Source organism: Erwinia sp. HDF1-3R (genome assembly GCF_039621855.1).
Lineage (GTDB): Bacteria > Pseudomonadota > Gammaproteobacteria > Enterobacterales > Enterobacteriaceae > Erwinia.
The window spans coordinates 2,190,028-2,210,907 of sequence record NZ_CP155071.1 but is presented as its reverse complement, the minus strand read 5'-3'; the positions used below and the strand labels follow the sequence as shown (position 1 = coordinate 2,210,907).

Here is a 20,880-nt window from a genome sequence, read left to right as displayed (position 1 = left end):
AATAAAAGACGTTACGTCGGGACAGGAAGCTGCATTTATCTGCTGTCGCTATGGACAAATGCGTCTGCACACTAAAGCTAATGTTAAATAAGTGTAATAAAGAGAATCGTTTATCACTTCGCACGGTGGAAACGATTACAGCAGAAATGCAGGATTTTAAAGGGCTATTTTAGTCATTCAGGAAGGCAGATATTTTCATGTTTTGTGAGCTGTGCCGCAGCCGGCACGGCCATCTGAGACGGGGGGTGAATAAATAGCAGCCAACACTGAGCAAAATTTCGGCCTTATTGCAGATTTTATGCAGAATTTACAGGTAATTGCCCCATCACTCTCTGGACAGCTGCCCGCCGATCTTTATACTGGTTCCCTCATAATTATTACCCCCTGACGATCATCATGACTGTCCACGATTATCTGTTAAAATTTCGTAAAGTTAGCTCGCTGGAAAGCCTGGAAAAACTGTTTGATCATCTGAACTACTCGTTGACCAACAGTGCCGACATCATAAATATGTACCGTGCTGCCGACCATCGACGGGCCGAGCTGGCGTCCGGTGGCCGCCTGTTTGACCTGGGCCAGGTGCCTAAATCGGTCTGGCGCTATGTGGTGTAAGTTTCACCTGTCAATGAACTGGCCTGTTTTTACCTCTGCCCCGGCGCCCAACTGGGGATAATATCGGGGGTGCTCATCGCCGTTTTGCTAAGGAAATATTGTGTCTGATGACAGTAAAGTGCGAATCTCCGGACTCCTTCTGGTCCCTCTTGCCTGGCTGATTATGACCATGCTCACCAGCGCCCTGATGGTTGCCATGTATCTGAGCGCATTACTCACGCCGGCGCTGCGCGCTGCGCTTTTCACTAACACCCATGCTTTTGCGCTGCAGTGGAGTATTTCGCTGGTAACGTCGCTGGTTGTATTGGGTTACAGCCTCTGGGTTACGTGGATATTCTGCCGACGATCGCGCCGTCTGCCCCGCCATTATATAATCTGGCTGCTGCTAACCGTGGTGCTGGCAATGAAAACCTTTGCGTTCTCACCGGTGAGCGACGATGCGGCTCTGCGCGCGCTTCTGCTTTCGCTGCTGGCGGCGGCGCTATTTGTGCCCTATTTCAAGCGCTCAGCGCGCGTCAAAAACACCTTTATTGAATCCTGATGCGGAAAAAAACGTCAGAAATTTAATCGTCCGTGCGCTAAGAGGATATCCTTAGTGATGAGAGGTTGTTCTGCTGCCGTCTATACCCGATAATAGGCGGCTTTTCATTTTTATCAGGCGTAATAATGACCGATTACCTGCTTCTTTTTATTGGTACAGTGCTGGTGAATAACTTCGTTCTGGTGAAGTTTCTCGGCCTTTGTCCCTTCATGGGCGTTTCCAAAAAACTGGAGACGGCTATTGGCATGGGACTCGCAACCACTTTCGTTATCACCCTGGCCTCAATCTGCGCGTGGCTGGTAAACCATCTTATTCTGCTGCCGCTGGATCTCGTTTATCTGCGCACCATGGCTTATATCCTGGTGATTGCGGTGGTGGTTCAGTTCACAGAAATGGTGGTGCGTAAAACCAGCCCCGACCTCTACCGCCTGCTGGGTATTTTCCTGCCGCTAATCACCACTAACTGCGCCGTGCTGGGCGTTCCGCTGCTTAGCGTTAACCTCAACCACACGTTTTTGCAGGCCGCGCTGTATGGCTTTAGCGCGTCACTCGGCTTTTCACTGGTGATGGTCCTGTTCGCCGGGATCCGTGAACGCCTGGTGCTGGCCGATGTGCCCGCCCCGTTTAAAGGATCCTCTATTGCGCTGGTCACGGCGGGCCTGATGGCGCTGGCCTTTATGGGCTTTAGCGGGCTGGTGAAGTTCTGATGAGCGCAGTCTGGATTGCTATTGCCGTATTGAGCGCGCTCGGCCTGCTGTTTGGCGCGCTGCTGGGCTACGCCTCACGCCGTTTTAAGGTGGAAGAGGACCCGATCGTTGAGCAGATCGATGCCATTCTGCCGCAGAGTCAGTGTGGTCAGTGTGGCTACCCTGGCTGCCGCCCGTACGCTGACGCCGTGGGTAATAACGGAGAGATGATCAACAAATGCGCGCCCGGCGGTGAGCAAACCATGCTTAAGCTGGCCACGCTGCTGAACGTTGAGCCTCAACCGCTCGGCGATGAGGCCGCCCGCGAGCCTGAGCGTAAGGTCGCCTGGATTGATGAAGCGAACTGCATTGGCTGTACCAAATGCATCCAGGCCTGCCCGGTTGACGCTATCGTCGGCGCGACACGCGCCATGCACACCGTGCTCAGCGACGTCTGCACCGGCTGCGATCTCTGCGTTGCCCCCTGCCCTACTGACTGTATCGAGATGAGGCCGGTTGCCACCACCACGGCAAACTGGAAGTGGGATCTGCACAGCATCCCGATCAGGACTATCCCTGTGGAAAACCATGCGTAATCTGTTCAAACTCTTCAAAAAAGAACCGATCTGGGATTTCCAGGGCGGTATTCATCCGCCGGAAATGAAAACCCAGTCAAACGGGTCGCCTTTGCGTCAGCTTCCGCTGCCTGAGCAGTTCATCATTCCCATTAAGCAGCATATTGGTCATGAAGGTGAACTGCTGGTCAGCCCCGGCGATCGCGTCCTGCGCGGTCAGCCGCTGACGTTTGGCCGGGGCAGAATGCTGCCGGTGCATGCGCCCACCTCGGGCACCGTTGAGAGCATTGCGCCACATATTACCGCGCACCCCTCCGCGCTGGCCGAGATGTGCATTTTCATTCGCGCCGACGGCGAAGACCGCTGGTGTGAGCGTCAGCCGCTGGCCGATTACCGCCAGGCGGAGCGCAGCGCAGTGGTGGAGCGTATTCATCAGGCTGGCGTGGCGGGACTGGGCGGTGCGGGCTTCCCGACCGCGACCAAGCTGAAAGGCGGCCTGCGCGGCGTTAAGACGCTGATTATCAATGCCGCCGAATGCGAACCCTATATTACCGCTGACGACAGGCTGATGCAGGACTGCGCCGACGAGGTGATCGAGGGCAGCCGCATTCTCGGCTGGGTACTGCAATCTGAACGCGTGCTGATTGGTATTGAAGACAATAAACCTGAAGCGATAGCCGCGCTGAAAAAAGCGCTGGGCAGCGCCAAGGATATGGAAATCCGCGTCATTCCTACCCGGTATCCGTCCGGCGGTGCCAAACAGCTGACCAGGATCCTGACCGGCATTGAGGTGCCTCACGGCGGTCGTTCGACGGATATTGGCGTGCTTATGCAGAACGTAGGCACCGCCTATGCAGTGAAGCGCGCTATTATCGATGGCGAGCCGCTGACGGAGCGGGTGGTCACGCTGACCGGCGAGTCCGTGGGACAGCCGGGTAACGTGTGGGGCCGCATCGGCACGCCGATCGCGCATCTGCTGCATAACGCCGACTTCACTCCCGGTCCTGGTCAGATGGTGGTCATGGGCGGTCCGCTTATGGGCTTTACCCTCCCCGCGCTGAACGTGCCGGTGGTGAAAATCACCAACTGCATTCTGGCCCCTTCCGCCAGTGAAATGGGCGATAGCGAACCCGAGAAATCATGCATACGCTGTAGCGCCTGTGCCGATGCCTGTCCCGCAGCCCTGCTTCCGCAACAGCTTTACTGGTACAGCCGTGGGGGCGATCACGACAAAGCGCGCGAGCATAATATTGCCGACTGCATTGAATGCGGCGCCTGTGCCTGGGTCTGCCCCAGCAATATTCCGCTGGTGCAGTATTATCGTCAGGAGAAGGCCGAAATTCGTGCCATTGACCTTGAGGCTGAGCGTACCGCCCAGGCGAAAATCCGCTTTGAAGCCCGTCAGCAGCGTCTTGAGCGGGAAAAACTGGCGCGTGAAGCCCGATATCAGCAGGCGAAACGCACCGTAAGCGACAGCGCTCAAACTGAGATTGAGGCCGCGATTGAGCGAGTGAATACGAAGAAACGGGCTGCCGACGATACCACACCGCAGCATGCGGCTGGCGAAACGACGCCTGAGATAGCCAGTATGCAGCGTGATGCGCGTAAAGCGCAGGCGCGTGCGCATCAGGCAGAGACCCAGGCAGAAACCGAACCTGCCACCCGGCAGGCGCATGACCCGCGTAAGGCCGCCGTCGAAGCCGCCATTGCGCGCGCAAAAGCGAAGAAAGCCGCCGCCGCCGAGCAGCCCGTCGCTTCCGATGACGCGCCCGACGCTTCCGATGACGCGCCCGTCGCGCCCGTCGACCCGCGTAAGGCCGCCGTCGAAGCTGCCATTGCGCGTGCCAAAGCGAAGAAAGCCGCTGCCGCCGAGCAGCCCGTCGCTTCCGATGACGCGCCCGTCGCTTCCGATGACGCGCCCGTCGCGCCCGTCGACCCGCGTAAGGCCGCCGTCGAAGCCGCCATTGCGCGCGCCAAAGCGAAGAAAGCCGCCGCTGCGGAGCAAACCGATGCGGTAAATAACACCCAGGGAGCGGCAGAACACGCTGACGACCCCCGTAAAGCGGCGGTGGCGGCCGCCATCGCTCGCGCTAAAGCGCGCAAAGCGCAGCATTCTACGCAAGAGGATTAAATGGCTTTTCGCATCGCTAGTTCGCCCTATACACACAATCAACGCAGCACCAGTACGATTATGCTGCTGGTGCTCATCGCAGCGATCCCTGGCCTTGCCGCGCAGTGGTATTTTTTTGGCTGGGGCAACATTATTCAGGTGGTCATTGCCGCCGCGTCCGGGATGGGAGCAGAAGCGATTATTTTGAAGCTGCGCCGCCTGCCCCTGGCAAAAACGCTGGGTGATAATTCAGCCTTACTGACCGCCCTCCTTCTGGGCGTCAGTATTCCGCCCCTTGCGCCCTGGTGGATCATTGTTATCGGCACCGTTTTTGCCGTAGTGATTTCTAAGCAGCTCTATGGCGGCCTGGGCCAGAACCCGTTTAATCCGGCGATGGTCGGTTATGTGGTTCTGCTAATCTCATTTCCCGTACAGATGACCAGCTGGCTGCCGCCCGATACGCTGCAGACAATCACCCCGGGCTTTATGGATACCCTGAGTATGATTTTCCACGCCCATACGCTGGATGGCCATAGCATGCAGCAGTTGCAGGTGGGGATTGACGGCATTAGTCAGGCTACGCCGCTGGATACCTTCAAAACGGGCCTGCGCGCCGGACACCATGCTGAACAGCTGCTGGCGCAGCCTATCTACGGCGGCGTTATCGCTGGCCTGGGCTGGCAGTGGGTAAACGTTGGCTATCTGCTGGGCGGACTGTTCCTGCTGTGGACCAACACCATTCGCTGGCATATTCCGGTTAGCATCGTGCTCTCACTGGCGCTGTTTTCTGCCCTTGGCTGGATCTTCTCACCTCACAGCCTGGTGTCCCCGGTTATTCATCTGTTTTCCGGCGCGACCATGCTCGGTGCCTTTTTCATCGCCACCGACCCGGTTACGGCTTCGACAACCAATAAAGGTCGGCTGGTCTACGGAGTGCTGATTGGCCTGCTGGTCTGGTTGATTCGCAGCTTTGGCGGCTATCCGGACGGTGTGGCCTTTGCGGTTCTGCTGGCGAATATTACCGTACCGCTGATCGACTACTATACGCAGCCTCGCGTATACGGCCACCGCAAGGAGAAATGATGCTGGATGCCATAAGAAAAAACGGCGTGACGCTGGCGTTATTTGCTGCGGTCACTACCGGCCTGACGGCGGTTATTAATGCGGTGACGAAGCCGACCATAGAACACCAGACTGCGGTGCAGCAGAAAATACTGCTCGATCAGGTGGTGCCGCCGGAAATGTACAATAATGCCATTCAGCATGAGTGCTATATCGTGACGAATGCGGCACTGGGTAATGGGCCTCACCACCTCTATCTGGCGCGAAAAGATGACAAGCCCGTGGCCGCAGCGGTTGAGACCACCGCGCCGGACGGGTATTCTGGGGCTATTCAGATGATAGTGGGTGCAGATTTTAACGGCACCGTACTGGGAACCCGGGTGGTGGAGCACCATGAAACACCTGGCCTGGGTGACAAAATAGAGCTGCGTATTTCTAACTGGATAAACAGTTTTAACGGTAAGCGATTGAATGGTCAGGACGATCCCCACTTTGCGGTTAAAAAAGACGGCGGGGATTTCGACCAGTTTACCGGCGCTACCATTACGCCTCGCGCCGTGGTGAATGCGGTAAAACGCACCACGCTTTATATTGAAACGCTGCCCGAGCAGATAGGCTCGCTGCCAGCCTGTGGAGATTCCAATGAGTGAAGCAAAAACGCTACTTATCGGCGGACTGTGGAAAAATAACTCGGCGCTGGTACAGCTGCTGGGACTCTGCCCGCTGCTGGCGGTGACATCGACCTCGACTAACGCCCTCGGACTTGGACTGGCGACCACGCTAGTGCTGACCTGTACCAACAGCGCAATTTCCGCCTCACGTCGTTGGGTGCCTGCCGATATCCGCATTCCTATTTACGTGATGATTATTGCCGCCGTGGTCAGTTGCGTGCAGATGCTGATTAATGCCTACGCCTATGGCCTCTATCAGTCTTTAGGCATATTTATCCCGCTGATTGTTACCAACTGCATCGTGGTTGGCCGTGCGGAGGCGGTGGCCTCAAGAAGCAGCGTCCCGCTCTCTGCGCTCGACGGCATGGCGATTGGGTTGGGTGCGACCAGCGTAATGGTGGTACTGGGTTCAATTCGCGAAATCATTGGTAACGGCACCATTTTTAACGGCGCTGATCAGCTGCTGGGCCCATGGGCGAAAGTACTGCGCGTCCAGGTTGTGCATTTTGATTCGCCCATGCTGCTTGCCATGCTGCCGCCTGGCGCCTTTATCGGTCTGGGCATGCTGTTGGCAGCGAAGTATCTTATTGATAATAAAATGAAAGCGCGCGCAGCGCTGGCTGCAGAAAAGGAAGCGAAAACGTTGCCTGAAGGAGAAGCGAGCCCGCTGTGAACAAGGATAAACGACAGCAGATTTTGAGTCGGCTACGAGAAAACAATCCCCACCCGACCACGGAACTGGTTTTCACCACCCCTTTTGAACTGCTGATTTCGGTGCTGCTCTCCGCGCAGGCCACCGACGTCAGCGTCAATAAAGCCACCGCGAAACTCTATCCGGTGGCGAATACCCCGGCTGCCATTCTGTCGCTGGGGGTGGATCAGTTAAAAACCTACCTTAAGACTATCGGTCTGTTTAACAGTAAGGCAGAGAACGTGATCAAGACCTGCCGTATTTTGCTGGAAAAGCATCAGGGCGAGGTTCCAGAGGATCGCGAGGCGCTGGAGGCGCTCCCTGGCGTAGGCCGTAAGACCGCCAATGTGGTGTTGAATACCGCTTTTGGCTGGCCGACGATTGCCGTCGATACGCATATTTTCCGCGTTTGTAACCGCACGAACTTTGCTCCCGGCAAAAACGTTGAGCAGGTTGAAGATAAGCTGCTGAAGGTGGTGCCGAAGGAGTTCAAGGTTGACTGCCATCACTGGTTTATTTTGCATGGCCGTTATACCTGTATCGCACGGAAACCCCGCTGCGGGTCATGCATTATCGAAGATCTGTGCGAGTATAAAGAGAAGGTCGAGCTTTAGGTTTTAGTGGTGCAGGGGTGTGATATCTGCGGTGCCGGTGGGTTGTTTGGGCTGCAATACCTGCTTTGGCGGGGGACAATCCCAGCGTTTGCCGGTTGGTTGTTTGGGCTGTAATGCCTGCGATACCGGTGGATAATCCCTGCGGTTGCCGGGCATCATGAAGCTGCAATATCGGCTTTTTCGGTGGACAATCCCAGCGTTCGCCGGGCGTCGCAGCTACAGGCTTTGCCTGGTGCCTTTGGCTCCGACTCCAGGCCGGACGGCCCGGTCGCGAGCGGGCATCCCTGCCCGCCGCTCCCTGAGTGCAGCATCCCTGCTGCCCTCGCCTGGCCTTCCGTCTGCGCCGCAGCGCTGCGGATTACCCGTCAACCGCAGGGATTGTCCACCTCACAGGCAGCTGAGCTGCTTTGAGTAAAACCGTTTAGCTCTCCGCAGGTATCATCAGCACGACTTCCAGTTAAGCCCTATTAACACTCAGGCTTTGTAGCCCACCCGGCCCACTGGCAGGTAATTCAATAATGTGCATTTGATAGCGCCTGCCCAGCCGATGGCTCTGAGTCTTTAACACAAAGATTTTCTTATTTGCAGGGTTCTTCCTCTTCCAAACCTGCCTAAAGAGATTTTGTAACCCCCGCAATCGCCCTTACCCGCAGCCAGCACAATGCAATAAGCAGACGGGTGGGGCCCGGTGACAGGCAATCCGCAGCGCTGAGTAGAGAGAGGAAGACCCGGATGGGCCAGCAGGGAGGCTGGCACAAGGACATGCCGGGACAGGGATGTCCCGTCATGTCCGGTCCGAAAGGTCGACGAGCGGAGCGAAGGAACCGTGCGAAGCACGGCGTGAGGACCGCCAGGCACCGGGCACCACCCGTTGGCGACAGCACCAGGCCTTTAGCCAGCCAGGCGCCTCCGTTGGCGACAGCACTTAGCCTTTAGCCAGCCAGGCACCGTCCGTTGGCGACATCACTCAACCTTCAGCGCGCCTGGCACAGGGCACCACCCGTCGGCGACGGCACCAGGCCTTTAGCTAGCCGGGTCCAACCCGTTAGCGACAGCGCTTAACCTTCAGCGCGCCAGGTAACTTTCATCCGCTCTGTGGTACACCGGGCCTCTGACCCGGCTTACAGAAGGGGATTAAACCTGCTCAGCTTCCGCTTTCTCACGCTTAAGCTGGTAATACTCGGCAGTGGAAACGCTCAATGGTGCCCGGCCCCGGATCAGATCGGCCATCTTCTCGGCGATCATTACCGTCGGCGCATTCAGATTACCGGTAGTAATCTGCGGCATAATTGAAGCATCGACCACGCGGAGATTCTGCATTCCGTGCACGCGCCCTTCTGCATCCACAACGGCCATCTCATCGTTACCCATCGCGCAGCTTCCGCACGGATGATAAGCCGTTTCAGCGTGATCGCGGATAAAGGCGTCAATCTGCTCATCGCTCTGCACGGCGGCACCTGGCTGGATCTCTTCACCACAGTATTCTGCCAGCGCGGACTGACGCATAATATCGCGCGTCAGACGAACCGCACTGCGAAACTCTTCCCAGTCCCGCTCTTCGGACATGTAATTAAAGAAGATTGACGGCGCAGCATACGGATGCCTGGAGGTCAGCTTCACGCGTCCCCGGCTCTTTGAACGCATTGGGCCAACGTGGGCCTGGAAGCCGTGCTCTTTAACCGGGCTGCTGCCATTGTAGTTAATGGCGACCGGCAAAAAGTGATACTGCAAATCCGGCCAGTCCGGCTTATCATCGCTGCGGATAAACCCACCCGCTTCGAACTGGTTGCTCGCGCCAATGCCGGTGCCTTTAAACAGCCACTCAGCACCGATAGCAGGCTGATTCCACCACTGGAGCGATGGATAGAGGCTGACCGGCTTTTTACAACGGAACTGCATATACACTTCCAGATGGTCCTGCAAATTGCGTCCCACGCCCGGCAGAGCATGCACAACCGGGATATCCAGCTCGCGCAGCCACTCTTCCGGACCAACGCCAGAGCGTTGCAGGATCTGTGGAGAAGCAATTGCACCGCCGCACAGCAGAACCTCACGCGTGGCCTCAGCCTGCTCCTCTTTACCGTTACGCAGCCAGCAAACGCCCGTCGCCGTTTTGTCGCTAAACAAAATCCGATCGGTCTGTGCATGGGTAATGATGGTCAGATTGGAGCGCTGTTTCGCCACGTCCAGATAACCGCGCGCGGTGCTGGAACGTCGACCCTGCGCAGTCACGGTTCTGTCCATCGGGCCAAACCCATCCTGACGATAGCCATTCAAATCGTCTGTCTCGTGGTGCCCTGCCTGCTTCGCGGCGTCAATAAACGCCCGGAACAGCGGATTGTTGCCCTTTTTAGGGGTCGTAACGCTCAGATAACCGTCGCCGCCGTGGTAGTCATTTTCACCGATATCGCGCTTTTCCGCCTTGCGGAAGTACGGCAGGCAGTTGAGATAGGACCAGTTCTCCAGCCCCTCTTTTTTTGCCCAGTTATCGTAATCCATCGCGTTGCCGCGAATGTAACACATGCCGTTAATCAGTGAGGAGCCCCCCAGCCCTTTACCACGTCCGCACTCCATGCGGCGGTTGTTCATTTTAGGCTCTGGATCGGTTTCAAATGCCCAGTTGTAGCGTTTACCCTGTAGCGGGTAAGCTAAAGCGGCTGGCATTTGGGTACGGAAGTCCAGGCGATGGTCTTTCCCGCCAGCTTCCAAAAGCAGTACCGATACGTCAGCATCCTCAGTCAGTCGCGTTGCCAGCACATTACCTGCTGAACCCGCCCCAATAATAATATAATCAAATTTCTGCATTAAACCTCCAGATAGCCGCGGCCATACCGGCCGCGGCAATAAATCAGAATGCGGACGGATAGTCGCCCATTTCAATCAGGATCGATTTGGTGCGCGTATAATGGTGCAGCGTTTCCAGCCCATTCTCACGCCCAACGCCCGACTGTTTGTAGCCACCCACCGGCATCGGAGCCGGTGATTCACCCCAGCTGTTTACCCAGCAGATGCCCGCCTCAAGCTGATGAATAACGCGATGTGCACGGTTCAGCGAGGTGGTAAACACGCCTGCAGCCAGGCCGTACTGCGTATCATTAGCACGCCCGATGACTTCTTCTTCGTCATCAAAGGCCAGGATGCTCATCACCGGACCGAAGATCTCTTCCTGTACGATGCGCATATCGTCGCGACAGTCGGTAAATACCGTTGGCTCAACGTAGCAGCCTTTCGCCATCGCTCCTTCGGTAATGCGTGAGCCGCCGGTCAGCAGGCGTGCGCCCTCTTCTTTACCAAGATCGAGGTAAGAGACCACTTTCTGGCAGTGCTCTTCGCTCACCAGCGGACCGAAGTTGACCTCCGGGTGGGTCGGATCGCCAATATGGATCCCCGCGACCTTCTCTTTCAGACGCTGTTCAAAAGCCGGCAGCAGCGAACGCTGTACGAACACGCGCGTACCGTTGGTGCATACCTGACCGCTGCTGTAGAAATTGGCCATCATGGCACCATCCACCGCACGTTCAAGGTCGGCATCGTCAAACACGATCAGCGGCGATTTCCCACCCAGTTCCATGGTGACTGACTTCAGGTTAGCCAGCGCCGCATCCGCCATCACGCGCTTACCGGTATTCACTTCACCGGTGAAGGAGACTTTTGCGATCCGCGGATGCTGGCTCAGCCCCTGACCGACTGCACCTGCACCCTGAACAACGTTAAATACGCCATCGGGAAGGCCTGCTTCGGTGAAAATCTTCGCCAGCTCGAGTACGCTGAGAGGGGTAACCTCGCTTGGCTTAAAAATCATCGCGTTGCCAGTGGCCAGCGCCGGGGCACTTTTCCACAGCGCGATCTGAATCGGGTAGTTCCATGCACCAATACCGGCACACACGCCCAGCGGTTCGCGACGGGTATAAACCAGCGCGCTGTCACGCAGGGGGATGGATTCACCTTCAACCGCTACCGCCAGACCCGCGTAATACTCCAGCACGTCAGCACCGGTCACGATATCGACGGCGGTAGTTTCGCTAAGCGGCTTACCGGTATCGGCGGTTTCCAGTTCGGCCAGCTGCTGATTGCGATCGCGCAGCAGCGCAACCGCTTTTAACAGCACGCGGCTGCGTTCAACAGGCGTATAACCGCGCCAGATGCGCTGGCCGGCTTCTGCCGTGCTGACCGCACGATCAATATCCTGCTGGCTGGCCGAGGTAATTTCTGCAAGAACCTCACCGTTGGCGGGATTGATGGTGGTAAATGTTTCGCCATGACCCGCTTCTTCGCGGCCATTAATGTAAAGTCCACGGCGTTGCATATCTGCCATACCTCCTCCTTAGGGGGTTAGTCTGCCGGGCGGTTAAGCCACAGCGCGAGATTGTGATAACAAAGCGCACGGGCTTTCTCGATGCCCTGCGTCATTGGCTGTGGCGCAAGCGTCATGCGAAGCCACAGTCCATCTATTAATGCGGCCATGCTGGCCCCTGCGTCGCGGGCCTGCTGTGGGGGCAATACCCGGGCAAACTGCGCCGTCAGGTTGGAAAACAGCCGCCGGTCGTTAATACGTTGCAAACGCTGCAGATCCGGCTGATGCAGGCTGTTAGTCCAGAACGCCAGCCAGGTCTTCAGCACCGGAGCAGTAACCTGAGAAACATCGAAGTTACCGTCAATGATTGCCCTGATTTGTGCCTCAGGCTGCGGTGCGGCCTGCTGCCGGTGCGTTTCCACCGCCAGATAAAGTTCATAAAGTATCCGCCGCATACAGGCATCCAGCAGACCGTTCTTGTCGCCAAAGTAGTGGCTGACAATTCCGGTCGATACGCCGGCTTCTTTGGCAATAAGGGCCAGACTGGCGTCGGCCAGCCCTACCCGATCAATCACCGTCAGCGTTGCGTGGATCAGCTGCGCCTGACGAATCGCTTTCATTCCAACTTTTGGCATGGCTTGATTAGTTTCAACGATTGAATAGAAGTAATTGTAGCGTTTTTATATTGAACGTTCAATCAATAAAAACGCCCCTGTCGCATATTTATTACCCTGAGAGATATTAGCAGCCCAAGCCAGGGTTAAAAGCGCATGGCTGACGGGTAGCGAAAATATCAGCCCCTCTGTGAGCCCTTATCCCTTCCCTTAAAGGCGGCTACGGTGAGTTATTTTGATGATATTATTAACGTGCATTTAAGTGATCTACATCATAAATAACAGCCCGCAGGTCAGCCAGATGCTGCATTCGTAGTGATTTTGGCTATTTATATCCGGTTAAACTGTATTTTACAGAGTTTTATATTGGTTAATATTCAACCCATACTATATTAATCTGACTCGGGCGAACAGGAGGGTATGCTGCAAAATAAGTAAACGATCGTCTCATTTAAGCAATTAATACTAATACTCTGCTTTATAACGATATATAACCCCAAAATGTACGGTTTATACCCCATTCTCATTCTGTGTCACACTCCATGAACAACAGATGAAAAAAGACTTGCCTGAGACCTGCTGATCGGCGAAATTAACCGCCGCTTTTCCCATCTTATAACCATGCGGCGAATGCCCACTTAACTCTGACGGCGACTTAATTTTCCGGTCGAATCAGGATTTGAAATTCAGAGGTATCAGTGTCAACTGCAAACAAACATTCAGAGGCAATCAGCCTCAATGCATTTAAGCAACCAGGATCGTTTTACCTGATTTTTTCAATTGAGCTTTGGGAACGTTTCGGCTATTACGGCCTGCAAGGCATTATGGCGGTCTACCTGGTTAAAATGCTGGGTATGTCTGAAGCCGGTTCCATCACGCTATTCTCCTCTTTTAGCGCCCTGGTCTATGGTCTGGTCGCCGTGGGCGGCTGGCTGGGTGATAAGGTGCTGGGGACCAAGCGCGTGATCGTGCTCGGTACGCTGGTTCTGGCGCTCGGTTACGCCCTGGTGGCATGGTCGGGCCACGATGTGTCGATGGTCTATATCGGTATGGCGACCATCGCTGTGGGTAACGGCCTGTTCAAAGCGAACCCCTCCTCCCTGCTCTCCACCTGCTATGAGAAGGACGACCCGCGTCTTGATGGCGCGTTCACCATGTATTATATGGCGATCAATATTGGTTCGTTTTTCTCCATGCTGGCTACCCCCTGGCTGGCGGCGCATTACGGCTGGAGCGTGGCCTTTTCGCTGTCATTCGTCGGGATGCTGATTACGCTGGTTAACTTTATGCTGTGCCGGAAATGGGTGAAAAACTATGGTTCTAAACCCGACTTCGCCCCCCTGCATATAGGTAAGCTACTGGCCACGCTGGTCGGTATCGCGGTGTTGATCGCGATGGCTACCTGGCTGCTGCATAATCAGGGTATTGCCCGGGGCGTGCTGGCCGTCATTGCTATCGGTATTCTGCTGGTCTTCGCCAAAGAGACGTTCGCGCTGAAAGGGGCGGCCCGCCGCAAAATGATTGTGGCCTTACTGATGATGATTGAAGCGGTAGTCTTTTTTGTCCTTTATATGCAGATGCCGACCTCGCTGAACTTCTTTGCCATTCGCAACGTCGAACACAGCATTCTGGGCATCGCCTTTCAGCCCGAGCAGTTTCAGGCGCTGAATCCCTTCTGGATAATGCTGTTCAGCCCGCTGTTAGCCGCGCTCTACAATAAGATGGGCGATCGCATGCCGATGCCGCATAAGTTTGCCTTCGGCATGCTGCTCTGCTCTGCGGCCTTTCTGGTGCTGCCGCTGGGCGCCAAATTTGCCAGCGAGCTGGGTATTGTCTCGGTCAACTGGTTAATTCTCAGCTACGCCCTGCAAAGCGTGGGGGAACTGATGATCTCGGGTCTCGGTCTGGCGATGGTCGCGCAGCTGGTTCCTCAGCGCCTGATGGGCTTTATCATGGGTTCCTGGTTCCTGACCACGGCGGGTGCCGCGATGGTCGCCGGTAAAGTGGCCAACCTGATGGCGGTGCCGGGCGATATTACCGATGCCCATCAGTCACTACAGGTTTACGCGCATGTGTTTATGCAAATCGGGATTGTGACCGGGGTTATCGCAGTATTGATGATGCTGATTGCGCCGAAGCTGAATCGCATGACGCAGGGCGTAGAGTCTGAGGTGAGATAAACGCGCCGCTGACGGCTAAGATAAGGGCGATAGCAGCGGTTATGCGTCCTTCCCTCTTTAAGGGCGATACCGGGTATCGCCCTTTGTTGCTAGAGTTTGACCGCCTCGAAAAGCTGCTGCGGGTGGGCAATGCCCTCCTGCGCCGCCACCAGCTGTAGCTCGTACTCGCCCATCTCGTGGGTTTTCAGCATCACCGCATAGACCGCGGCAGTGACATGTTCCAGCGCTTCCCGCAGCGGCTTACCGTGCAGCAGGTCCACCAGCAGCAGACCACTGGTCAGATCGCCAACGCCGACCGGCTGACGCACGCCAAAATCCACCAGCGGACGGCTGATATGCCAGGCCTCGCTGGCCGTCACCAGCAGCATTTCAAACCGATCGCTGCGCAGCCCCGCGCGCGCCAGATGCTTGACCAGCACCACTTTCGGCCCTTTAGCGACAAGCTCGCGTGCGCTGGCGACGGCCTGCTCCAGGTTAGCCACGGTGTTTCCACTGAGCATTTCCAGCTCCAGCAGATTCGGCGCGATAATATCGCTGGCGGGCAGTGAAGACTGCGTATGAAATTCAGCCACGCCGGGGGCAACGATGCAGCCTTTCTCCGGATGTCCCATCACCGGATCGCAGAAGTACCAGGCGTCAGGATTCGCCGCTTTCACCTGGCGAACGATGTCGAGGATCTCTTCGCCCTGCTCTGCCGAGCCAAGATAGCCGCTCAGCACGGCGTCACAGGTTTTCAGGCGATCGATTTCGGCGATGCCCTTCACAATATCGGTCAGATGGGTGGCGGGCATCACCATACCGGTCCAGTGTCCATACTGGGTATGGTTTGAGAACTGGACGGTATTAAGAGGCCAAACGTTTGCGCCCATACGACGCATAGGGAATTCAGAGGCGCTATTGCCCGCATGGCCGAACACGGTGTGCGACTGAATCGAAAGAATATTTTTCATAGCAGAACCCAGACAACCTTACCAAAAATAAAGGCCGGTCAGAGAGACCGGCCAGGGGAGCGTTTTTATTTCCAGACAATCAGACTGTAATTCTTCTTGCCGCGGCGCAGCAGGGTAAACCGGTCGAAGAGGCGATCCTGGTCAATAAAAGCATACTCTGCGCTAAGTTGGATCTCACCGTTGATGCTGACCGCTTTTGAGTCAATCAGCTTGCGGGCCTGACCGCGAGACGGGGCAAGTTCACCGTCCACCATCGCCTGTTGCAGATCCTGACCGCGCTCAAGGGAGATAATCGGCATGCCATCCTGCGCCAGCTGCTCAAAATCGGCTTCGGTCATATCACTCAGCGCACCGGAGAACAGGCTTTTGGTGATGCGCTGTGCGGCCGCCAGGCCTTCCTCACCGTGCACCAGTCGGGTGACCTTTTCAGCCAGCACATACTGCGCACGCGGCGCTTTGCCGCTCGCTTTATCTTCCTGCTCCAGCGCATTGATCTCTTCAATGCTCATAAAGGTGAAGAATTTCAGGAAGCGATAAGCATCGGCATCCGCGGTATTGATCCAGAACTGGTAAAACTTGTACGGGCTGGTTTTCTTCGCGTCAAGCCAGACGGCCCCACCCTCGGTTTTACCGAATTTGGTGCCGTCTGCCTTGGTGATAAGCGGAACGGTCAGGCCAAATACCTGGTTCTGATGCAAACGACGCGTGAGGTCGATGCCTGAGGTGATATTCCCCCACTGATCGGAGCCGCCAATTTGCAGCGCCACGCCGTAACGCTCGTTCAGACAGGCGAAGTCGTAGCCCTGCAGCAGGTTATAGGAGAATTCGGTGAAGGAGATGCCCTGATCGTCACGGTTCAGACGCTGCTTAACGGCCTCTTTGTTGATCATCTGATTAACCGAAAAGTGCTTGCCGATATCGCGCAGGAAGGTCAGCACGTTCATGCTGCCAAACCAGTCGTAGTTATTCGCCGCGATTGCGCTGTTCTCGCCGCAGTCAAAATCAAGAAACGGCGCGACCTGATGACGGATTTTATCAACCCATTCATTCACGGTTTCGGCCGTATTCAGTTTGCGTTCGTCAGCCTTGAAGCTGGGGTCGCCAATCATGCCGGTCGCTCCACCCACCAGCGCAACCGGGCGGTGGCCCGCGTCCTGAAAGCGCTTCAGGCAAAGCAGCGGCACCAGATGGCCCAAATGCAAGCTGTCTGCGGTGGGATCAAAGCCGCAATAGAGTGCGACTGGCCCCTGCGCCAGACGTTCCGCTAACGCCTCCTCATCCGTTACCTGGGCAACCAGGCCCCGCTCTTGCAATTGTTTAATCAGGTTACTGCTGTCCATCTGAGGCTCCATGTAGAAACGTCGGTACCTTACTGGTACACCGCTTTCCGCTGACGTGCGGAGAAAATTAAGGCCTATAGAATAAAGCGCTGACGCACTCTGTGCCAGCGCTTAACGGGATTATTTCGTCGCTTCAGGGCGCCAGACGGTCGATTTTCCAGCCCGCTCCGTCTCGCTGGTAGAAAAAGCGATCGTGCAGGCGATGTTCGCCCCCCTGCCAGAACTCCATTGAGTTAATGGTGATGCGATATCCACCCCAAAAGCTGGGGAGTGGGATTTCGCCCTGCTGAAACTTCTGCTTAAGCTCAAGGAACTTACCCTCCAGCACGCCGCGTGCGGAGATGCGACTCGACTGCTTCGAGACCCATGCACCTATCTGGCTTTCGCGCGGTCGGCTGTGGAAGTATTTCATCACCTCCAGCATGGACAGCTTTTCTACGCTGCCGAGCACCATGACCTGCCGCTCCAGCATATGCCAGGGGAACAGCAGGCTGATGCGCGGGTTTTGCGCCAGCTGATGCGCCTTGCGGCTGCCCAGATTGGTATAGAACACCATACCCTGCGCATCCACATGCTTAAGCAGCACGATACGCTGATAAGGCTGACCCTGTTCGTCCACCGTTGCCACGCTCATGGCCGTCGGATCGGGCAGCCCGGCCTCAACGGCCTGATTCAGCCACTGTTCAAACAGGACCAGCGGATCGGCAGGCAGATCCTTACGACGCAGGCCACCGCGGGTGTATTCGCGGCGCAGATGGGAAATTTGCTGAAGATTATCGTTGTTCATCGCTCAGGCTCGGCTGGCAGGAAAAGGAGCGTGTGCGCTTTATCCTGCTGAATATTAATGGACTAACTGCCGGACAGGCGGCAATCGTTGATGATAAGTTTACCGTTTCGTTCGATAAACGCCTCATCCCCTTTGGACCAGAACGTATAGGTGCCATCGCTGTAGCGCGTACCGGAGGCCGCCACCTGCTGTTTAAGCGTGACCGGATTGCCGTCCAGTATCAGGTTCACTTCTTCCCGCGCATTATCCAGCACCACCGTTAGCGGCAGAGTTCCACAGGTATAGTGCAGGGTTTTCTGCTCATCCGGAGGGGCATGAAACATGCTACAACCCGATAGCAGGACCAGAGTAAAGCCCGGAAGCCACTTTTTCACAGGATCTCCTAATTTATCATCTGTTTGCGCCCGGCTGAAATACCGGGAAATCATCATTCGGTCCGGCTGGCAGGGAAAATAGCGCCGATAACCGATGCCGCGCGCGCGCCGGTCACCGAAGGCAGATTGCCTGGCTGGCCGGAAAGCGTGCGGTAAGCCAGCCAGGCAAAGGCCAGCGCCTCCATATCATCCCCGGGGATACCCGCTTCGTCAGTGGACATCACCTGCGTACCGGCCAGATGTACCGCAAGCCGGGTCATTAGCAGCTGATTACGGCTGCCGCCGCCGCAGACCATCAGTCGCTCACAGCCGCCACTGAGCATCACCTGTTCCGCGATGCTCAGCGCCGTCAGTTCAGCCAGCGTAGCCTGAACATCCTGTGGCTGAACGCCGGGAAAAGAGGCGATATTTCGCTCAATCCAGCCCAGATTAAAATACTCTCTGCCGGTCGATTTTGGCGCGGGCAGGGAAAACCACGGATCGCTCATCATCTGCTGAAGCAGCGGTAAGATCACGCGGCCGCCACCGCCCCAGGCGCCGTCTTCATCATAGCCCACCCCGCGCTGACGCCAAATCCAGGCATCAAGCAGCATATTGCCTGGCCCGGTATCGTAGCCGCCCACCGCCCGACCGGGGATCAGCAGAGACAGATTGGCGATGCCGCCAATATTCAGCACCATGCGGCGTTCGCCAGGATGCATCAGCACGGCCTGGTGAAAGGCAGGCACCAGCGGAGCGCCCTGCCCGCCCAGCGCCATGTCACGTCGGCGAAAATCCCCTACCACCGTAATCCCCGTTGCGGCGACGATCTGGTTGTTATCGCCGATTTGTAGCGTATTCGGCGCGTCGCCCCCCGGCTCATGCCAGACGGTTTGCCCGTGGCAGCCGATGGCAGTGATGTCGTCTTTTTCCAGCCCCTCACGCTTCATCAGTGTATTCACGGCTTCGGCAAAGAGACGGCCAAGTCGGGTGTCAAGCTGCCCAAGCTGTGAAAGACTGAGCGCCTGTCCCTGACATATCGCCAGAACCTGCTGGCGCAAATCTGCCGGAAAGGGGTGACAGTAGCTGGCCTGCTGCGCCACCATCTGCTGGTCAATGGCCGCCAGTACAACATCAACGCCATCCAGGCTGGTACCGGACATGACACCGATATATCGTCCTGACTTCATCTTTTCTGGCCTTACCCGCGGAGGGTTAATGGAGAATCATGGATACAGACTCGCAAAAATAGCCCGGCAATTCTATGATTAACTGTGCGATTTTACGTAAGCCCGTGACGCGGGCGTCTGTTTTGGTCTTCTGCGTTTGATTGATTTCTGGTTTAATTTGCCTGCGCTACGCTCTTATGCAGTTTTTTTTCCAGAAATAGCAACCGGGCGTGGCTTGTGCCATATAATAATGTTATCGATTGCTGCCCAGTGGGTGCAGCAGGTAAATAAGAATGGAGTTTTAACGATGATAAAGCGTTTATTAATCGTGGCACTGACCGGTGTGACATTAGCAGGATGCACCAATACTGATACGCTGTCCGGTGATGTTTACAGCGCCTCCGAAGCGAAGCAGGTTCAAAACGTGACCTACGGTACGCTGGTTTCCGTAAGACCGGTTCAGATTCAGGGCGGTGATGACAGCAATGTTATTGGTGCCATCGGCGGTGCCGTACTGGGGGGCTTCCTCGGGAATACGGTGGGTGGCGGTGCAGGTCGTAGCCTGGCGACCGCTGCAGGTGCCGTTGCGGGCGGCGTAGCCGGTCAGGGCGTGCAGGGGGCGATGAACAAGTCGCAGGGCGTTGAGCTGGAAATTCGCAAAGATGATGGCAACACGATCATCGTTGTGCAGAAGCAGGCAGCAAGCCGCTATGCCGTGGGTCAGCGCGTATCCATGGCGTCAAACGGCAGCCAGATTACCGTTTCCCCTCGTTAAGAAGCACGATGAAAAAACCGGCAGTTGCCGGTTTTTTTTTATTCGTCGCGGTTTTGCAGTTCGAGAATGTTTTTCTCAAGCCGGGCTATCAGCGTCACCAGCTTTTCCACTTCCTGCGAAGAGATACCGGATAAAATATCATCCCGCGTGGCGTCAATCACATCCTCAACCTGACCAATAATGGGCGCCGCTTCGGTGGTTAACTTAATGCGTTTGGCACGTCGGTCGCTGGCACAGGTGGTGCGGGTGATTAAGCCTTTTTCTTCCAGCTGATCGAGGGTACGTACCAGCGAGGGCTGTTCAATACCAATCGCTTTAGCCAGTTGAATCTGCGACTGCTCGGGTGGAAGCTGATGAATATTGTGCAGCGTAACCCAGTGTGTCTGTGTGAGCTCAAGCGGCTTCAGGCGTTGATCAATCAATGAACGCCATATGCGTACCAATCTTGCGAGATCCGTTCCCAGGGGTGTATCCAATTTCATCTCCTTATAATTAGCTTGCTACCTATCAAGCTTGATTCTAGACTATTCTGCGAGTTTACAGGACAAATTACAAATTCATCATCGTAACCGTGGTTTCCCGGTTCACCCGTGCGGATCCAGAAGGAAGACTTAATCCGTGAGCAACGTGCTATTTACCCCGACATCGCCGCTGACTGACTTACTGTTCGGCGCCTCTCTCTACTTTCCTCCCCTGTTTAAGGCCGTACTGCTCGGCTTTTTCATCTGGCTGCTGCTGCATCCCCTCCTGAGGGACTGGATGTACTCGGGTGAGATTTGGCACCCCACTCTTTTGGATCTTTCTCTTTTTATTTTGTGCGTCAGCGGCTCGCAGTGGCTGCTGATCGCCTGGTGAC

22 protein-coding genes are annotated in these 20,880 nt (G+C 56.0%); 13 read left to right on the top strand and 9 right to left on the bottom strand.

Translation table 11 applies throughout. The annotated features are described in order from the left end of the window. Nucleotides 1-396: 396 nt before the first annotated feature. The 10 genes from ydgT (at nucleotide 397) to AAGR22_RS10160 (ending at nucleotide 7,973) form a co-directional block, all read left to right on the top strand. Nucleotides 397-612 (top strand): transcription modulator YdgT, encoded by a 216-nt coding sequence (ydgT, locus tag AAGR22_RS10205; protein WP_067710441.1) that lies wholly within the window; start codon nucleotides 397-399, stop codon nucleotides 610-612. A gap of 100 nt (nucleotides 613-712) precedes the next feature. After that, on the top strand, nucleotides 713-1,153 hold the full coding sequence (locus AAGR22_RS10200; protein ID WP_067710439.1) for a DUF2569 domain-containing protein: 441 nt from the start codon (nucleotides 713-715) through the stop codon (nucleotides 1,151-1,153). A 125-nt stretch (nucleotides 1,154-1,278) separates the two neighbouring features. Next, entirely contained in the window at nucleotides 1,279-1,860 is a 582-nt protein-coding gene (gene rsxA, locus AAGR22_RS10195; RefSeq protein ID WP_067710437.1) for an electron transport complex subunit RsxA, read from the top strand. Beyond that, entirely contained in the window at nucleotides 1,860-2,435 is a 576-nt protein-coding gene (gene rsxB / locus AAGR22_RS10190; protein WP_067710435.1) for an electron transport complex subunit RsxB, read from the top strand. Before rsxA ends, rsxB begins: the two co-directional genes overlap by 1 nt. Continuing rightward, entirely contained in the window at nucleotides 2,428-4,545 is a 2,118-nt protein-coding gene (gene rsxC, locus AAGR22_RS10185; RefSeq protein ID WP_345831416.1) for an electron transport complex subunit RsxC, read from the top strand. The genes rsxB and rsxC overlap by 8 nt, the downstream gene beginning before the upstream one ends. Further along, nucleotides 4,546-5,607 carry an electron transport complex subunit RsxD gene (gene rsxD, locus AAGR22_RS10180; protein ID WP_067710430.1) on the top strand — a complete coding sequence of 354 codons (1,062 nt, stop codon included), beginning with the start codon at nucleotides 4,546-4,548 and terminating at the stop codon, nucleotides 5,605-5,607. Beyond that, on the top strand, nucleotides 5,607-6,236 hold the full coding sequence (rsxG, locus tag AAGR22_RS10175; protein ID WP_067710428.1) for an electron transport complex subunit RsxG: 630 nt from the start codon (nucleotides 5,607-5,609) through the stop codon (nucleotides 6,234-6,236). Before rsxD ends, rsxG begins: the two co-directional genes overlap by 1 nt. Then, the gene (locus AAGR22_RS10170; protein WP_345831415.1) at nucleotides 6,229-6,930 is read left to right on the top strand and encodes an electron transport complex subunit E; all 702 of its coding nucleotides are present in this window, start codon (nucleotides 6,229-6,231) and stop codon (nucleotides 6,928-6,930) included. Before rsxG ends, AAGR22_RS10170 begins: the two co-directional genes overlap by 8 nt. Further along, a complete protein-coding gene (gene nth / locus AAGR22_RS10165) occupies nucleotides 6,927-7,562 on the top strand; it encodes an endonuclease III (protein ID WP_067710425.1) in 636 nt (211 codons plus the stop codon). The genes AAGR22_RS10170 and nth overlap by 4 nt, the downstream gene beginning before the upstream one ends. 183 nt (nucleotides 7,563-7,745) lie before the next feature. After that, nucleotides 7,746-7,973: a hypothetical protein gene (locus AAGR22_RS10160; RefSeq protein WP_345831414.1), complete on the top strand. Its 228-nt coding sequence runs from the start codon at nucleotides 7,746-7,748 to the stop codon at nucleotides 7,971-7,973. A 723-nt stretch (nucleotides 7,974-8,696) separates the two neighbouring features. Here AAGR22_RS10160 and betA read toward each other — a convergent pair. The 3 genes from betA to betI are packed head-to-tail and all read right to left on the bottom strand — an operon-like array spanning nucleotide 8,697 to nucleotide 12,491. Further along, nucleotides 8,697-10,367 carry a choline dehydrogenase gene (gene betA / locus AAGR22_RS10155; protein WP_345831413.1) on the bottom strand — a complete coding sequence of 557 codons (1,671 nt, stop codon included), beginning with the start codon at nucleotides 10,365-10,367 and terminating at the stop codon, nucleotides 8,697-8,699. 43 nt (nucleotides 10,368-10,410) lie between these two features. Further along, nucleotides 10,411-11,868, bottom strand: coding sequence for a betaine-aldehyde dehydrogenase (betB, locus tag AAGR22_RS10150; protein WP_345831578.1), 1,458 nt, complete (start codon nucleotides 11,866-11,868; stop codon nucleotides 10,411-10,413). Nucleotides 11,869-11,894: 26 nt separating this feature from the next. Next, complete coding sequence (betI, locus tag AAGR22_RS10145; protein WP_067703636.1) at nucleotides 11,895-12,491, bottom strand: transcriptional regulator BetI; 597 nt, start codon at nucleotides 12,489-12,491, stop codon at nucleotides 11,895-11,897. 677 nt (nucleotides 12,492-13,168) lie between these two features. On the opposite strand from betI, the gene dtpA reads away from it, so the two are divergent. Continuing rightward, nucleotides 13,169-14,650: a dipeptide/tripeptide permease DtpA gene (gene dtpA / locus AAGR22_RS10140; protein WP_345831412.1), complete on the top strand. Its 1,482-nt coding sequence runs from the start codon at nucleotides 13,169-13,171 to the stop codon at nucleotides 14,648-14,650. Between the two features lie 89 nt (nucleotides 14,651-14,739). On the opposite strand, the gene pdxY is transcribed toward dtpA, so the two are convergent. The 5 genes from pdxY to anmK all read right to left on the bottom strand — a co-directional run bounded on the left by pdxY (nucleotide 14,740) and on the right by anmK (nucleotide 19,270). Beyond that, nucleotides 14,740-15,600 carry a pyridoxal kinase PdxY gene (gene pdxY, locus AAGR22_RS10135; RefSeq protein WP_067703632.1) on the bottom strand — a complete coding sequence of 287 codons (861 nt, stop codon included), beginning with the start codon at nucleotides 15,598-15,600 and terminating at the stop codon, nucleotides 14,740-14,742. Between the two features lie 65 nt (nucleotides 15,601-15,665). Further along, the gene (tyrS, locus tag AAGR22_RS10130; protein ID WP_345831411.1) at nucleotides 15,666-16,940 is read right to left on the bottom strand and encodes a tyrosine--tRNA ligase; all 1,275 of its coding nucleotides are present in this window, start codon (nucleotides 16,938-16,940) and stop codon (nucleotides 15,666-15,668) included. 133 nt (nucleotides 16,941-17,073) lie between these two features. Continuing rightward, a complete protein-coding gene (gene pdxH, locus AAGR22_RS10125) occupies nucleotides 17,074-17,727 on the bottom strand; it encodes a pyridoxamine 5'-phosphate oxidase (protein ID WP_067703626.1) in 654 nt (217 codons plus the stop codon). A 62-nt stretch (nucleotides 17,728-17,789) separates the two neighbouring features. Continuing rightward, on the bottom strand, nucleotides 17,790-18,050 hold the full coding sequence (locus AAGR22_RS10120) for an MliC family protein (protein ID WP_067703746.1): 261 nt from the start codon (nucleotides 18,048-18,050) through the stop codon (nucleotides 17,790-17,792). 104 nt (nucleotides 18,051-18,154) lie between these two features. Next, entirely contained in the window at nucleotides 18,155-19,270 is a 1,116-nt protein-coding gene (gene anmK, locus AAGR22_RS10115) for an anhydro-N-acetylmuramic acid kinase (protein WP_345831410.1), read from the bottom strand. Between the two features lie 286 nt (nucleotides 19,271-19,556). Here anmK and slyB point away from each other — a divergent pair, with 286 nt between their 5' ends. Continuing rightward, complete coding sequence (gene slyB, locus AAGR22_RS10110; RefSeq protein WP_067703743.1) at nucleotides 19,557-20,024, top strand: outer membrane lipoprotein SlyB; 468 nt, start codon at nucleotides 19,557-19,559, stop codon at nucleotides 20,022-20,024. Between the two features lie 38 nt (nucleotides 20,025-20,062). On the opposite strand, the gene slyA is transcribed toward slyB, so the two are convergent. Then, nucleotides 20,063-20,506: a transcriptional regulator SlyA gene (gene slyA, locus AAGR22_RS10105; protein WP_304439236.1), complete on the bottom strand. Its 444-nt coding sequence runs from the start codon at nucleotides 20,504-20,506 to the stop codon at nucleotides 20,063-20,065. Nucleotides 20,507-20,642: 136 nt separating this feature from the next. On the opposite strand from slyA, the gene AAGR22_RS10100 reads away from it, so the two are divergent. Next, complete coding sequence (locus AAGR22_RS10100) at nucleotides 20,643-20,879, top strand: DUF1656 domain-containing protein (protein WP_067703620.1); 237 nt, start codon at nucleotides 20,643-20,645, stop codon at nucleotides 20,877-20,879. Nucleotide 20,880 lies beyond the last annotated feature (1 nt).